General features: G+C 75.4%; 12 protein-coding genes. 5 read left to right on the top strand and 7 right to left on the bottom strand.

The features are described 5' to 3' along the window. The first annotated feature begins 629 nt into the window (after positions 1-629). A complete protein-coding gene (locus ACZ6EJ_RS02045; RefSeq protein ID WP_469263844.1) occupies positions 630-1,502 on the top strand; it encodes a C40 family peptidase in 873 nt (290 codons plus the stop codon). A 47-nt stretch (positions 1,503-1,549) separates the two neighbouring features. Here the strand turns inward: ACZ6EJ_RS02045 and ACZ6EJ_RS02040 are convergent, their stop codons facing one another. From ACZ6EJ_RS02040 to ACZ6EJ_RS02030, 3 genes are all read right to left on the bottom strand, one after another. After that, positions 1,550-2,725, bottom strand: a complete 1,176-nt coding sequence (locus ACZ6EJ_RS02040) for a Cmx/CmrA family chloramphenicol efflux MFS transporter (RefSeq protein ID WP_469263842.1) — start codon at positions 2,723-2,725, stop codon at positions 1,550-1,552. Between the two features lie 409 nt (positions 2,726-3,134). Next, positions 3,135-3,359, bottom strand: a complete 225-nt coding sequence (locus ACZ6EJ_RS02035; RefSeq protein ID WP_469263841.1) for a hypothetical protein — start codon at positions 3,357-3,359, stop codon at positions 3,135-3,137. 645 nt (positions 3,360-4,004) lie between these two features. Continuing rightward, positions 4,005-5,288, bottom strand: coding sequence for a geranylgeranyl reductase family protein (locus ACZ6EJ_RS02030; protein WP_469263840.1), 1,284 nt, complete (start codon positions 5,286-5,288; stop codon positions 4,005-4,007). A gap of 97 nt (positions 5,289-5,385) precedes the next feature. Here ACZ6EJ_RS02030 and ACZ6EJ_RS02025 point away from each other — a divergent pair, with 97 nt between their 5' ends. Continuing rightward, positions 5,386-5,913, top strand: a complete 528-nt coding sequence (locus ACZ6EJ_RS02025) for a GNAT family N-acetyltransferase (RefSeq protein ID WP_469263838.1) — start codon at positions 5,386-5,388, stop codon at positions 5,911-5,913. 3 nt (positions 5,914-5,916) lie between these two features. Here the strand turns inward: ACZ6EJ_RS02025 and ACZ6EJ_RS02020 are convergent, their stop codons facing one another. Further along, positions 5,917-6,609 (bottom strand): demethylmenaquinone methyltransferase, encoded by a 693-nt coding sequence (locus tag ACZ6EJ_RS02020; protein ID WP_469263837.1) that lies wholly within the window; start codon positions 6,607-6,609, stop codon positions 5,917-5,919. A gap of 213 nt (positions 6,610-6,822) precedes the next feature. On the opposite strand from ACZ6EJ_RS02020, the gene ACZ6EJ_RS02015 reads away from it, so the two are divergent. The 3 genes from ACZ6EJ_RS02015 to ACZ6EJ_RS02005 are packed head-to-tail and all read left to right on the top strand — an operon-like array spanning position 6,823 to position 9,296. After that, positions 6,823-7,356: a SigE family RNA polymerase sigma factor gene (locus ACZ6EJ_RS02015; protein WP_469263835.1), complete on the top strand. Its 534-nt coding sequence runs from the start codon at positions 6,823-6,825 to the stop codon at positions 7,354-7,356. Positions 7,357-7,365: 9 nt separating this feature from the next. Continuing rightward, a complete protein-coding gene (locus ACZ6EJ_RS02010; protein ID WP_469263833.1) occupies positions 7,366-8,316 on the top strand; it encodes a hypothetical protein in 951 nt (316 codons plus the stop codon). After that, on the top strand, positions 8,313-9,296 hold the full coding sequence (locus ACZ6EJ_RS02005; RefSeq protein WP_469263831.1) for a DUF3152 domain-containing protein: 984 nt from the start codon (positions 8,313-8,315) through the stop codon (positions 9,294-9,296). Before ACZ6EJ_RS02010 ends, ACZ6EJ_RS02005 begins: the two co-directional genes overlap by 4 nt. Before the next feature lie 15 nt (positions 9,297-9,311). Here ACZ6EJ_RS02005 and ACZ6EJ_RS02000 read toward each other — a convergent pair whose 3' ends face one another. The 3 genes from ACZ6EJ_RS02000 to ACZ6EJ_RS01990 all read right to left on the bottom strand — a co-directional run bounded on the left by ACZ6EJ_RS02000 (position 9,312) and on the right by ACZ6EJ_RS01990 (position 13,185). Continuing rightward, on the bottom strand, positions 9,312-9,968 hold the full coding sequence (locus ACZ6EJ_RS02000; protein WP_469263829.1) for an imidazolonepropionase-like domain-containing protein: 657 nt from the start codon (positions 9,966-9,968) through the stop codon (positions 9,312-9,314). A 131-nt stretch (positions 9,969-10,099) separates the two neighbouring features. Next, positions 10,100-11,299: a cyclic dehypoxanthinyl futalosine synthase gene (mqnC, locus tag ACZ6EJ_RS01995; protein WP_469263827.1), complete on the bottom strand. Its 1,200-nt coding sequence runs from the start codon at positions 11,297-11,299 to the stop codon at positions 10,100-10,102. A gap of 71 nt (positions 11,300-11,370) precedes the next feature. Then, complete coding sequence (locus ACZ6EJ_RS01990; protein WP_469263826.1) at positions 11,371-13,185, bottom strand: serine/threonine-protein kinase; 1,815 nt, start codon at positions 13,183-13,185, stop codon at positions 11,371-11,373. Positions 13,186-13,528: the final 343 nt, after the last annotated feature.

Here is a 13,528-nt window from a genome sequence, read left to right as displayed (position 1 = left end):
CCACCACCTGACGAAGGATCATGAAGTCCTATGAGTGGTGATCTTCGTACGCGAAGCGGCCGAGTGATCACGAGACGTGACATTCGCGGGTGTCACCGCTGGTCAAAGACGTGTTGCGCTATCAATCAACAGCCCCTACACGCAAATTGGCGGTGAGCAGCCGTCAGGTGATAAAGGGTCCGATCCCCAACGGCCCGCCGCCCGAGCCCCGCTCGGACCGGGCCGGGGACTCACCCGGACGAGGGGGTCGCGAGGAGCGATGGGGACATGTGCACGCATTCACGAACTTCCGACGCCCTCCCCGAGCGGTCCCGGCGCCGGGTGCGCGACCGGCGCCCCCGCCCCGCGCACGCCGCCGCCCGTGGCGGATATCCACTGTGACCTGCGCCACACGGGGCAGCCCCCCGAAACACCGGGCTTGGCCATCCGTGTGAACGGATGGTAGGTGGCGGGCAATTCGGGCGTATTGCAGAAACCCCGTGATCACGGGGGTGATCGTCGCTGTCCGATTTGCCCGTTACGGCGTCAATAAGGGCCCATGGAAAGCGGATTCACGGATTCCGAACGTAACTGTGTCGCAACCCACGTTTCTTGATGGAAGCCCTACACCCCTGATAGCGCTAGTACACATGTCCCACACCGCTCACATACCCAGCCACCGGAAGCCCCGTCAGCGCGCCTCCAAGACGACGCTGCGGGCCGGAGTCGCCGGTGGCGTCCTCAGCACCATCGCCGTCGCGGGCGCGGCCGGTCCGGCCCAGGCCGAGCCGGTGACCCAGACGATCGAGATGCCCACCATCACCTCCGGGCTCTCCACCGCCGTTGCCGCCTCCGCGCTCGCCACGGAGCAGGTCGCCCTCGACCTGGAGAAGCAGGCCGACGAGACCGCCGCGGCCGAGAGCGCCGCGAAGAAGGCCAAGCAGGCGAAGGCCGAGGCCGTCCGCAAGGCGGAGGCGAAGAAGAAGGCCGAAGCCGCCGCGAAGGCCAAGGCCGAGGCCGAGGCGAAGGAGCGCGCCGAGCGCGCCTCCCGCGCCGCCGAGCGCACGACGCTCAGCGTCGCCACGACCTCGTCCTCCGACAACCACTCCACCGGCACCGCCCCGTCCTCCTCCTCGTCGTCCGCCCCCTCCTCCTCGTCGAACGTGAGCGGGGCCGCCGCGGCCGTCGTGGCGTTCGCCAAGGCCCAGGTCGGCGACGCGTACGTGCCCGGCGGCACCGGCCCCAACTCGTGGGACTGCTCGGGCCTGGTCCAGGCCGCCTTCCGTTCGGTCGACATCAACCTGCCGCGCGTCTCGCAGGACCAGTCGACCGCCGGCACCCAGGTCTCCCTGGACAACCTCCAGCCCGGCGACATCCTGTACTGGGGCGGCGCGGGCAGCGCGTACCACGTGGCGATCTACGTGGGCGGCGGCGAGTTCGTCGGTGCGCAGAACTCCAGCACCGGCACCGTGCAGCGCTCCCTGGACTACGACCGGCCGACCGGCGCGGTCCGCGTGCTCTGACCCACCTGCGCGTTCACTGATTCACAAGCGCCCGCGGGCGCACCGGATCACATCGAGGGCCGCCGCTCCCCCGCTCGGGAGCGGCGGCCCTCCGCCGTCCCCGCGGCGGCCGACAGCGCCAGCACCATCAGCGCTGCGCTCACCCAGGCGGGCGCCCGGAAGCCGAGCCCGGCGTCCAGCGCCAGCCCGCCCGCCCACGGACCCACCACCGCCCCCAGGTTGAACGCGGTCGTGCAGGACGCCCCCGCGAGCGTCGGCGCGCCGGGGGCCAGCCCCAGGAGCCGGGCGATCAGCGCGGTGCCCGTACCGAAGGCGAGCATCCCGAGAAGCGGGATCAGGACCAGGGCCGCCACCGGACTGCCCGCCGCCAGGCCGAGCGCGGCCCAGCCCAGCGCGAGTCCGCCCATGCCCGCGGCCACCACGGCGACCGGGCGGGCGTCGGAGAACCGGCCCGCCGCCGTCACCCCGAGGAACGAGCCCGCCCCGAACAGGGCCAGGGCCACCGGCACCCAGCCCGCGCCCAGCCCCGCCTCACGGGTCAGCAGCGGCTCCAGGTACGAGAACGCGCAGAACGTCGCCCCCTGGACCAGGGCCATCGTGAGCAGGACCGGCCGCACGCGGGGCCCGGCGAGCGCCCGCAACTCGTCCCGTACGGGCACGGGGACGGCCGCCCGGCCCCGGCCGCCCGGAAGAGCGCGCAGGATCGCGAGGAACGCGGGGAGCGAGACCAGGGCGACCGCCCAGAACGCCGACCGCCACCCCCACCGCTCCCCCAGCACCGCACCGGCCGGCACGCCCACCACGCAGGCCACCGTGACCCCGCCGACCACCACGGCGGTGGCGCGGCCCTTGAGCCCGTCCGGGACCATGGCGACCGCCGCCGCCAGGGCCACGGCCCAGAAGCCGGCGTTGGCGAGGGCCCCGACGAACCGGGTCGCCAGCAGCACGCCGTAGTCGGGGGTGAGCGCGCCGACCACGTGGACGGCGACGAAGAGCGCGAGGAAGGACAGCAGGGCGCGGCGCGGCGGCCAGGCGCGGCCGGCGAGCGCCGCCAGGGGCGCGCCGACGACCATCCCCACGGCGAAGGCGGAGGTGAGGAGTCCGGCGGCGGAGAGGGAGACGTCGAGATCGGCGGCGATGCCCGAGACGAGCCCGGACAGCATGAACTCCGAGGTGCCCTGGGCGAAGACAGCGAGCCCGAGGACGTAGACAGCGAGTGGCATGGGTGGGAAGCCCCTTGGACGGAACCGTCGGTGGACAGACAGACCGGGGTGCGGGGACGCGGGCCGCGCGGACGCACCGGCCGGGGCCGGTGCGGGGCGGAGGAGTGGCCGGTCGTGGTCGACCGGGTCACGGACCGCGCGTACGGCGGCGCTTCAGCGCGTACGCGCGGTGGGGAAGGCCCGGACCCGCGGTGATCCGGCGGCGGAACCGTGCGGGGCGGGGCCGGCGGCCCAGGGGGGCCGGACGGCGGCGCTCAGCGGGAACACGGCCACCGGCGCACCGGTGGCCGGAGTCTGTCGGACTCGGGGCTGGACATGGCCGCAAGGGTACCGGCGGGGCGGTCGCGCCTCCACCGGTTTCCCGGCCGGACCGGACCGGACCGGAGCGTGCCGGTCGGGGCGGGTGCGGTCAGCGGCGGCGGGGGCGGCGGTTGGTCCGCTCGGGCTCGCGCGCCGAGGTGGTGGGGGCGGGCAGCGCCTCGTAGGCGAAGTCCGCGTCCTCGTCGTCCTCCACCGCCGTCGGGTCGACGGCGAAGCGGGGCTCCAGGAAGAGCCCGTGGTGCTGGAGCGCGGCGGCGGAGTCGGCGCCCGGTTCCGGGCGCGAGGAGTTCCGGGGCAGGGAGGCGGTGGTCATGGCTGTCTGTCCTTGGGGTCGAGCAGCGCTGTACCGGCTTGTTCCGTACCCCGCTGGCCTGCGTGCGATGTGGGCGTGCGTCAAGAGGATTCGTGCGCGCCGTGTGCCGCCACTGCGGGCGGGGGGCGGGCTTCGCCCGGTCCGGGAACGGCCCGACGACCGGGGGATACCCGCAAATCATCGCACACGATCACGCGCGGGGCTCGGGATTACGCTCCGGGCCCGCTGGAGCCGTGCCGCGCGCCTCTCCCGAACCGGCACGAACCGGCGCGCGCCCCGCAACGGACGGGGGCGGCGGGCGCGCCCCGAAGGGGGCCGGGCCGACGCGTCGACCGGTGGGCGGGACAGCCCCCGGACGGCCTCCGCCGGCCGGGCGGGGAGGCGATCGGATCGGCCGGTTCCTCCTCGCGAGCGCGTGGAGGGGCGAGCCGGTCGGCCGGGAGCCGGAGAGGGGCCGCGCACCGGCGTGGCATCCGGTCGAGCCATCCCCGAGGACGTCGCCGCCGGTCCGTACGGCCGTCTCCGGGGGCTCCGGCGCGCTCAGCGCGCACGCGGGCGGGCGCGTTCCCACCCGTGCGCGGGGTCAGGGCGCTCGTCGGCAGGCGCGGCGCCGCACCGATCCGGTTCCCGCCCGCGTGCGCGGGGTCAGGAGCTCGGGGCGACCTTGGAGAGGCCGTTGATGATGCGGTCCATCGCGTCGCCGCCCCGCGGGTCGGTCAGATTGGCCAGCATCTTCAGCGTGAACCGCATCAGCAGCGGGTGGGTGAGGCCGCGCTGGGTGGCGACCTTCATCACCTTCGGGTTGCCGATCAGCTTCACGAAGGCGCGGCCCATCGTGTAGTAGCCGCCGTAGGTCTCCTTGAGCACCTTCGGGTAGGTGTGCAGGGCCAGTTCGCGCTGGGCGGGGGTGGCGCGGGCGTGCGCCTGGACGATGACGTCGGCCGCGATCTGCCCCGACTCCATGGCGTACGCGATGCCCTCGCCGTTGAACGGGTTGACCATGCCGCCCGCGTCGCCGACGAGCAGCAGGCCCTTGGTGTAGTGCGGCTGCCGGTTGAAGGCCATCGGGAGCGCCGCGCCCCGGATCGGCCCCGTCATGTTCTCCGGGGTGTAGCCCCAGTCCGCGGGCATCGAGGCGCACCACGCCTTGAGCACCTCGCGCCAGTCCAGCTCCTTGAAGGCGGAGGAGGAGTTGAGGATGCCGAGGCCGACGTTGGAGGTGCCGTCGCCCATGCCGAAGATCCAGCCGTAGCCGGGCAGCAGCCGGTCCTCGGGGCCGCGCCGGTCCCACAGCTCCAGCCAGGACTCCAGGTAGTCGTCGTCGTGGCGGGGCGAGGTGAAGTACGTGCGCACCGCGACGCCCATGGGGCGGTCCTCGCGGCGGTGCAGGCCCATCGCGAGGGAGAGGCGGGTGGAGTTGCCGTCGGCGGCGACGACGAGGGGGGCGTGGAAGGTGACCGGGGTCTTCTCCTCGCCGAGCCTGGCCTCGACGCCGGTGATGCGGCCGGTGCGCTCGTCGAGGATCGGCGCGCCCACGTTGCAGCGCTCGTACAGCCGGGCGCCGGCCTTCTGCGCCTGGCGGGCGAGCTGCTCGTCGAAGTCGTCGCGCTTGCGGACCAGCCCGTAGTCGGGGTAGGACGCCAACTCCGGCCAGTCCAACTGGAGTCGTACGCCGCCGCCGATGATGCGCAGCCCCTTGTTGCGCAGCCAGCCGGCCTCCTCGGAGATGTCGATCCCCATGGCGACGAGCTGCTTGGTGGCGCGGGGGGTGAGCCCGTCGCCGCAGACCTTCTCGCGCGGGAAGGCGGTCTTCTCCAGGAGCAGGACGTCGAGTCCGGCCTTGGCGAGGTAGTAGGCGGTCGTGGAGCCGGCTGGGCCCGCTCCGACGACGATCACGTCCGCGCTGTGCTCGGAGAGGGGCTCGGTCACGGTCGGATCTCCCGAAGACTCGAATTCGCGTGCCGCGCGGCACAGGACCCGTGCAGTCTATGGGGGCCTGCAGACCAACCCTCCGAAGGGCTCCCCCATGTCGATCGCGCCTGCCACGCCCCACGCCTCGGCCCCCGCCGTCCGCCTGCGCGTCCCCACGGACGAGGACGCCCTGACCTGGCACCGGACGTTCGACGACCCGGCGGTCATGGAGTTCTTCGGCGGGCGCAGCGCCGAACTGTCCGCGTACGAGGAGTTGACCGCGCGCCAGCGGCGGCACGACGCGGAGCTGGGCTACTGCCTGTGGACCGTCACCGACGAGGAGGACGCGGTGCTCGGCTTCGCCGGGGCGCAGCCGTGGCCGCACAGCCACTACGGGCCGGTCGGGGCGATCGAGATCGGCTGGCGGCTGGGGCGGGCCGCGTGGGGGCGGGGGTACGCCACCGCCGCCGCGCGCACCACGCTGGAGCGGGTGCGGGCGGTGGGGGTGGACGAGGTGGTCGCCATGGTGCACTCCCGCAACGTCCGGTCGATGGCGGTCGCGGAGCGGATCGGGATGCGGCGGGCCGAGTCGTACACCACCCCGCGCGGGGTGGAGGCGTACTGCTTCCGCTTGGCGCTCTGAGCGTCAGGCGCGGGTGGCCCGGTGCAGGGCCACCACGCCGCCGGTCAGGTTGCGCCAGGCGACCCGCGACCAGCCGGCCTTCTGCATCAGGGCGGCGAGCGCGCGCTGGTCGGGCCACTCCCGGATCGACTCGGCGAGGTAGACGTAGGCGTCCGGGTTGGAGGAGACCGCGCGGGCGGTGGGCGGCAGCGCCCGCATCAGGTACTCCGTGTAGACCGTGCGGAACGGGGCCCAGGTGGGCTGGGAGAACTCGCAGATCACGACCCGGCCGCCGGGCTTCGTCACCCGGTGCAGCTCGCGCAGCGCGGCGTCGGTGTCCTGGATGTTGCGCAGCCCGAAGGAGATGGTGACCGTGTCGAACGTCTCGTCCCGGAACGGCAGCCTCGTCCCGTCGCCCGCGGTGAACGGCATCCAGGGGTGGCGTTCCTTGCCGACCCTGAGCATCCCGAGCGAGAAGTCGCACGGCACGACGTAGGCGCCCGCCTTGACGAAGGGCTGCGAGGAGGTGGCGGTGCCCGCGGCCAGGTCCAGGATCCGCTGGGCGGGGCGGGCGTCCACCGCCGCCGCGACCGCCCTGCGCCAGAGCCGGGCCTGGCCGAGCGAGAGGACGTCGTTGGTCAGGTCGTAGTTGGCCGCCACGTCGTCGAACATCGAGGCGACTTCGTGCGGCTGCTTGTCCAGGGATGCTCGGGTCACCCACCCATTCAAGCAGCCCCGCCCCGGCCGCCCCCGTCCGGAGGCGGTGCGCGCCGGCGGCCCTCGGCGCGCGGTCCGCCCGCCCCCCCCCGGCGGATTCGAACTGACCTGCCTTACCCTTCAACCTTTTCGACGTGTGCCCGCTCTGTAACAGGTGGGACCTGCCCCAGGAGGTCCCGACGGGCAGGAAAGCGCGAGGAGAGGGGAGGGCGGATGCCGGCAGGGGCGGAGAGCGCCACGGCGGACGGTGACAGTGCCGCGTTCGAGGCGTACGCCCGCACCGGGCAGCGCCGGCTGTACCGGACGGCCTACCTGCTGTGCGGGGACGTCGAGGGCGCGCGCGACCTGACGCAGACGACGCTCGCCAAGCTCTTCCAGCACTGGCGCAGGGCGAGCCGGGCGGACAACCTCGACGCCTACGCCAAGACCGTCCTCGTCCGCACCTTCGTGGCCGAGCGGCGCCGCACCGTGCGGGACCTCCTCGCCCACCGCCGCAGCGCGCCCCCGCCGCAGCCCAACCCGGCGCCGGGCGCGGACCTCCGGGTCACCCTCCTCGCGCTGCTCGCCGAACTGCCGCCCCGCGCGCGGGCGATGGTCGTCCTGCGGTACTGGGACGACCTGAGCGTGGAGACCGTGGCCGCGCTGCTGCGGTGCAGCGAGTCCACGGTCAAGAGCCAGTGCTCGCGCTCCCTCGTCCGCCTGCGCGCCCGCCTGGGCGACGTCCAGCTCTACTCCACCGGAAGCTGAGGGCCGGTCATGACCCCCGAACCGCACGAGCCCGCCGGGCAGCGCGACCGCCCCCACGCCGCCGAGCACGAGGAGCGGCTGCTGCGGGACGCGCTGCTCCGCACGGCCGACGCCCTCACCCCGCCGCCCGACCTGGTCCCGGAGGCCGTACGGGAAGGGCGCCGGCGGCGGGCCAGGAGGCGGGCGGCCACCGTGGCGGGCGCGTTCGCCGCGGTCACCGCCCTGGCGCTGGGCCTGTCACCGCTGGGCCCCTGGCCGCGGCCGGGTCCGGACGCGCTGCCCGCAGCCCCCCTCGCCCCCTCGCCCTCTCCCTCCCCCTCCCGGCCCGCGCCGGACCCGTCCCCCCGATCCCCCCGACCGACGGAGCCCCACCCCTCCATGCCGATCCCCGCCTCCGTGCCCGAGCCGACGCCCAGTGCCGGCGAACCGGCGCCGCCCCTGGAAACGTCGACCTCCTCCACCCCGCCGCTCGCCCCCGAGGAGGCCGAGCGCATGGCGGCCTACCGGCAGCGGGCGGCCGGGGTCCTGGACGCGGTGCTGCCCGACTCGATCGGGACCGTCCTGCCGGTCGGCGACGACGCGATGAGCTACCGGGGGCGGCACGGCGACGCCGTCCACGCCGTGCGCCTGTCGGTGCGGCCGGAGCCGGAGGCCGCGTCGCCGCCCTGCCGGGACCTCCCGCAGAAGGGGCTGACCTGCACCGAAGTCGCCCTGGACGACGGCACGCCCGCCCGCGTGCTCCGGCAGCCCGGCGTGGGCCGGGCGGGGAGGGAGGTCTCGCTCCGGTTCCGGTACGGCCGCAGCTCCGTGGCCCTCTCCGTCACATCCGTGCCGACCGGGGCGGGCTCCTCCCCCGTCTCCGCCGGGGACCTGATCCGGGTCGCCCGCAGCCAGCGCTTCCGGGAGCTGGTCGCCTACGCGGACGCGTACCCGGTGCCGCGCGGCGGAGCCCCCTCGTGACGCGCCGCCGCGCCGCGGGCACCCTGCCGCCGCCGTACGAGGAGACCGTCCGCGACGAGGCCCCGTCCCGGCGGCGGCCGCCCGGCCCGGCGCGCGACGTCCGCCCGCCGGGCCGGGCGGCGAGCCGGTCCCGTACGCGGGCCCGGATACGGCGCAGACGGCGCAACCGGCGGCGCGCGGTCGGCCTCGCGGTCCTGGCGCTCGCGGCGGGCGCGGCGCTCCTCGTCGGCCGCCCCTGGCAGCAGGCGGAGGGCCCGGCAGCGGCCGCCGCCGAGACGCCCCCGGCGGTGGAGGGCACGTTGGAGAGCGCTCCCGACAACGCGGTGGCCAAGCCGTCCGCGCCCCCTTCCACCCCGACCGCCGCCCCCACCCGGTCCGCCGAGACGTCCCGCAAGGCCCGCCCGAAGCGGTCCGGGGACGTGCCCGCCTCCGGGCCCGGCACGTTCACCGTGGCCCGCGCGGGGGTCGCCCCGTCCGGCAGGGGCAGCGCCTACCGGGTCGAGGTGGAGGACGGGATCGGCGTCGACCCCGACCGGGCCGCCGGGGACATCGCCGCGGTCCTGGCCGACCCGCGCGGCTGGAGCCACGGCGGCGAGCGGTCGTTCCGCCAGGTCGCCGACGGCTCGGCGGGCATGGTGATCCGGATCGCGACTGCGGCGACGACGGACCGGATCTGCGGTTCGTACGGCCTGGACACCGGCGGCGAGGTCAACTGCCGGGTCGGGGAGCAGGTCGTGGTCAACCTCAAGCGCTGGCAGCTCGGCTCCCCGCAGTTCGACGGGCCCGTCTCCGAGTACCGCGCCCTGATCATCAACCACGAGGTCGGCCACTGGCTGGGGCGCGGCCACGAGACGTGCCCCGGCCCCGGCCGCCCCGCGCCCGCGATGATGCAGCAGATCAAGGGGTTGAAGGGGTGCGTCGCCAACGCCTGGCCGTACGACCGCCGGGGGCGCTACCTGAGCGGCCCGGCGGTGCCGTGACCGGTGCGCCGGGGCTCAGCGGGCGCGGTGCACCAGCCGCCCCGCGAGCACCGTCGCCACGCAGGCCCGCGCGCCCGCCGCGTACAGCGCCGCCTCGTCGGGCACGTCGAACACCGCGAGGTCGGCGCGGCCCCCGACGGCCAGCGGGCCGTGCGCCGTACGGGCCAGGTCGGCGCCGGACGCGAAGGGGTCCAGGTCCGGCGGGCCTTCGGGGCCGGGCGGGGCCGGGGGCGGGAGGGGGACCAGCCCGGAGCGGGCGACCGCCGTCCGCAGCACCGGGTCGTCGGCGTCGAGGGGGCCCGCCAGGTGCGTGGTGCCGTGCCGCAGCATCCGCTGGAGCCCCCGCCGTACGCTGCCCGCCCGGCGGGTCGCGTCCATCGACGCCGCGACCCGCTCGAACGCCGCGCCCCGCAGCGGGAGCACCCCCAGCTCGTCGGCCTCGCGCGGGTCGGGGTGGTAGCAGCGGGTGAGCAGGTCGCGGGCCCGGTCCTGGCGCAGTCCGGGCGTGAGGAGTCCGGGCCAGCGGCGGACCCGTCCGGCCGGATGGGCGGCGGCGACCTCCTCGTACGGGCCGAGCGCGGCGATCCGGTCGCCGTCCACGGCCACCGCCCCGTCCGCGACGGCCGCCCCGCCGAGGGGGAGGAGCAGCGGCGCGGCGTGGATCGTCAGCACAGCGGGCCAGGACCTCTCGTTCGGATGATGCCGGGTGCGCGGGCCCCGGCGCGTACGTCCGCGCGTCACCGCTCCGCCTCGCGTGCGCACGCACCGGCCCCCGCGCCCCGGCCCGAGGCGGGCGCGCGGCCCTAGTGGGCGTCGAGGAGCTTCAGCTCCGGGTGGGCCGTGCCGCCCTCGATCGCGGTGGAGGAGATGTGCGAGACCACGCGCTCGTCGACCGGGTCGTTCGCCGGGTCGTCGTGGACGACGAGGTGCTCGTAGGTGGTGGCGCGCTGGGCGGGGACCCGGTCCGCCTTGCGGATCAGGTCGATGATCTCCAGCCGGTTGGAGCGGTGCTTCGCCCCGGCGGAGGAGACGACGTTCTCCTCCAGCATGATCGAGCCGAGGTCGTCCGCGCCGTAGTGCAGGGAGAGCTGGCCGACCTCCTTGCCGGTGGTCAGCCAGGAGCCCTGGATGTGGGCGACGTTGTCGAGGAAGAGCCGCGCGATGGCGATCATCCGCAGGTACTCGAAGAGGGTGGCCTGCGTCTGCCCCTTCAGCTTGTTGTTCTCCGGCTGGTAGGTGTACGGGATGAAGGCGCGGAAGCCGCCCGTGCGGTCCTGGACGTCCCGGATCATCCGCAGGTGCTCGATGCGCTCGGCGTTGGTCTCGCCGGTGCCCATCAGCATGGTGGAGGTGGACTCGACGCCCAGGCCGTGCGCGATCTCCATGATCTCCAGCCACCGTTCGCCGGACTCCTTGAGCGGGGCGATGGCGGTGCGCGGGCGGGCGGGCAGCAGCTCGGCGCCCGCGCCGGCGAAGGAGTCGAGGCCGGCGGCGTGGATGCGGCGGATGGCCTCCTCGGCGGAGACCCCGGAGATCCGGGCCATGTGCTCGATCTCGGACGCGCCCAGCGAGTGGATCACCAACTGCGGGAACGCCTTCTTGATCGCGGAGAAGTGCTCCTCGTAGTACTCGACGCCGAAGTCCGGGTGGTGGCCGCCCTGGAACATGATCTGGGTGCCGCCCAGCTCCACGGTCTCCGCGCAGCGGCGCAGGATGTCGTCGAGGTCGCGGGTCCAGCCCTTGGCGGTGTCCTTGGGCGGGGCGTAGAAGGCGCAGAACTTGCAGGCCGTCACGCACACGTTGGTGTAGTTGATGTTGCGCTCGATGATGTACGTCGCGATGTGCTCCGTACCGGCGTAGCGGCGGCGGCGTACGGCGTCGGCGGCGGCGCCCAGCGCGTGCAGCGGCGCGGACCGGTAGAGGTCCAGCGCCTCCTGCGGGGTGATCCGACCGCCCTCGGCGGCTCGGTCGAGGACGGGCTGGAGGTCGGCCTTCTCGGTCACCGGGCTGTCACCTTTCGGCGGTTCTCTCACGATCCTCGGACCGATCCAGCCTACGCCAGCCCCCCGCGCGGTCAGCCGCCGGACCGGGTGAGCCGCCCCCGCGGGAGGCCCGCGGCCCGTTCCTCGGAGCGGTAGTCGAGCGTCCCGTCGCCGACCAGGCGGAAGACCAGGTCCGCCTCGCCGCCGGTGCACAGCCCCGGCGTGCTGGGGCGGTCCGGGTCGGTGCGCTCGCGGATCCTCAGCTCCCGCGCGGTGGCGGAGGTGAGGGCGCCGACGCTGTTGCAGGTGACGGAGACCCCGAGCTGGGAGATGGTCGTGCTCATCCGGACGACCCGCTCCCCGCGCCGCCCCTCGGTGAAGACGGCGGTGAGGGTGCCGTGCGGCTGGCCGGTCGTCCGCTCGGTGACCGGGCCCTCCCACGCGCCGACGAACGCCTTCGGCAACGCGCCGACCGGGGGCCCGCCCCCGTCGGACGGGCCGTCGGATGCGGTGGGCTCCGGCCGCTCGGCGGCGGGCGGGGAGACGGAGGCGGACGGGCGGCCGGCCGCGGTGTCGTTGTCCTTGCCCCGCTCGCCCTCGCCGCCCGGCAGGAAGCCGTCGAGCAGCCCCGACCCGAGGGCGACGACCGCGAACGCGCCGGCCACGGCCAGAGCGACCGTGCAGCTCACCCGGCGGCTCCCGCGCTCCCCCGGCGTACGCCGGCTCTCGCCGCCGATGCTCACCGAGAACCGGGGGTCGCCGTGCCGCTGCCCCGGCAGCCCGGACGCGCCTCCCACGCCGGGCGGGGTCCCGTAGGGCCCGTCGCGCGGGGGCGCGGCCGGCGGGCCGAACGCCCCGAGGCCCACGGGCCGCGGCTCGGGGGGCTCCTGCGGCCCGAAGCCGGGGCGGCCGTCGCCGGGTCCGGCGCCCGCGCCCGGCGGGGGCGTGCCCGGCGGCGCGCCCAGCGACGCGCTGCTGAACGGCACCGGCCCCGAGCGCACCGGCCCCTCCTGCGGCTCCAGGTCCAGCAGCGCCACGGCGGACCGGCTCAACTCGCGCACCAGCCCGCCCGGCAGCCAGCCGCCCGCCACCAGCGCCGCCGCCCCGCCGGGGGCGAGCGCGCGGGCGAGGTCGGCCGGGGCGGGGCGCGCCTCGGGCTCCTTGGCCAGGCACCCGGTGACCACCTCGCGCAGCTCGCCCGCCAGGTCGCCCAGCTCGGGTTCCTCGTGGACGACCTTGTAGAGGAGCACCGCGGAGGAGTCGCCGGAGAAGGGGGCCGCGCCCGTCGCCGCGTACGCGAGGACCGCGCCCAGCGAGAAGACGTCCGCCGCGCCCGTGACGTCCCGGCCGCGGATCTGCTCGGGCGCCATGTAGCCGGGCGAGCCGACGGAGACCCCGGTGGAGGTGAGGGAGACGGTCGCGCCGAGCGCGCGGGCGATGCCGAAGTCGATCAGCCGGGGGCCGTCGAGGGCGAGCAGCACGTTGGAGGGCTTCACGTCGCGGTGGACGATGTCCTGGCCGTGGACGGCCGCGAGGGCCTCGGCGAGGCCCGCGCCGAGGGCGCGTACGGCGTACTCGGGCAGCGGGCCGTGCTCGGCGACGGCCTGGGAGAGCGGCGGGCCGGCCACGTACCCGGTCGCGACCCAGGGCACCGGCGCGTCCGGGTCCGCGTCCAGCACGGGGGCCGTCCACTGCGCGCCGATGGACCGCGCGGACTCCACCTCGCGCCGGAACCGGGCGCGGAACTGCTCGTCGAGGGCGAAGTGGGGGTGCACGACCTTGACCGCGACCGTGCGGCCGCCGGCGCTGCGGCCGAGGTAGACCCGGCCCATGCCGCCCGCGCCGAGCCTGCCGAGCAACCGGTAGGAACCGATGGTGTGCGGTTCGCCCGCTTCCAGCGGTTGCATATGGACTCCCCCTGTGAACCCCGTGGACGGTCCGGACTCGGACCGAAGCCTAAGGGCTGTCCCGCAACGCCGGGGGAAAGGCGCGAATGCGCGGTGTCCCCCCGCGGAGTTCCGCCGGAATCGGCGGCTTCCGCGCGGGGTTCGGCACCGTCGGCAAGGCCCGGCGGAAGGTGCGGGGAAGTGCGGCGGGCGCGTGTCGGGAAACGCCGCCGCGCGGGCCGGGAAGTCGGCGGGGACGTGGGAAGTCCGGCGGAGTTCACCCCTTCATCGGCGTTCCGTCACGCCCTATTCCGCGCCCCGCGCTATTCCGCCCCCCGCACCCGTACAAGGCGCGGCGCGCACA

The organism is Streptomyces sp. NPDC041970, from assembly GCF_055588985.1.
Note: the sequence above shows the minus strand (reverse complement) of the source record. Positions and strands in the feature narration are given on the sequence as shown.

Excerpts from the sequence above, each read along its gene's own strand:
- ACZ6EJ_RS02045 (WP_469263844.1), top strand. The coding sequence starts at position 630 with ATGTCCCACACCGCTCACATACCCAGCCACCGGAAGCCCCGTCAGCGC.
- ACZ6EJ_RS02040 (WP_469263842.1), bottom strand. The coding sequence starts at position 2,725 with ATGCCACTCGCTGTCTACGTCCTCGGGCTCGCTGTCTTCGCCCAGGGC.
- ACZ6EJ_RS02035 (WP_469263841.1), bottom strand. The coding sequence starts at position 3,359 with ATGACCACCGCCTCCCTGCCCCGGAACTCCTCGCGCCCGGAACCGGGC.
- ACZ6EJ_RS02025 (WP_469263838.1), top strand. The coding sequence starts at position 5,386 with ATGTCGATCGCGCCTGCCACGCCCCACGCCTCGGCCCCCGCCGTCCGC.
- ACZ6EJ_RS02015 (WP_469263835.1), top strand. The coding sequence starts at position 6,823 with ATGCCGGCAGGGGCGGAGAGCGCCACGGCGGACGGTGACAGTGCCGCG.
- ACZ6EJ_RS02010 (WP_469263833.1), top strand. The coding sequence starts at position 7,366 with ATGACCCCCGAACCGCACGAGCCCGCCGGGCAGCGCGACCGCCCCCAC.
- ACZ6EJ_RS01990 (WP_469263826.1), bottom strand. The coding sequence starts at position 13,185 with ATGCAACCGCTGGAAGCGGGCGAACCGCACACCATCGGTTCCTACCGG.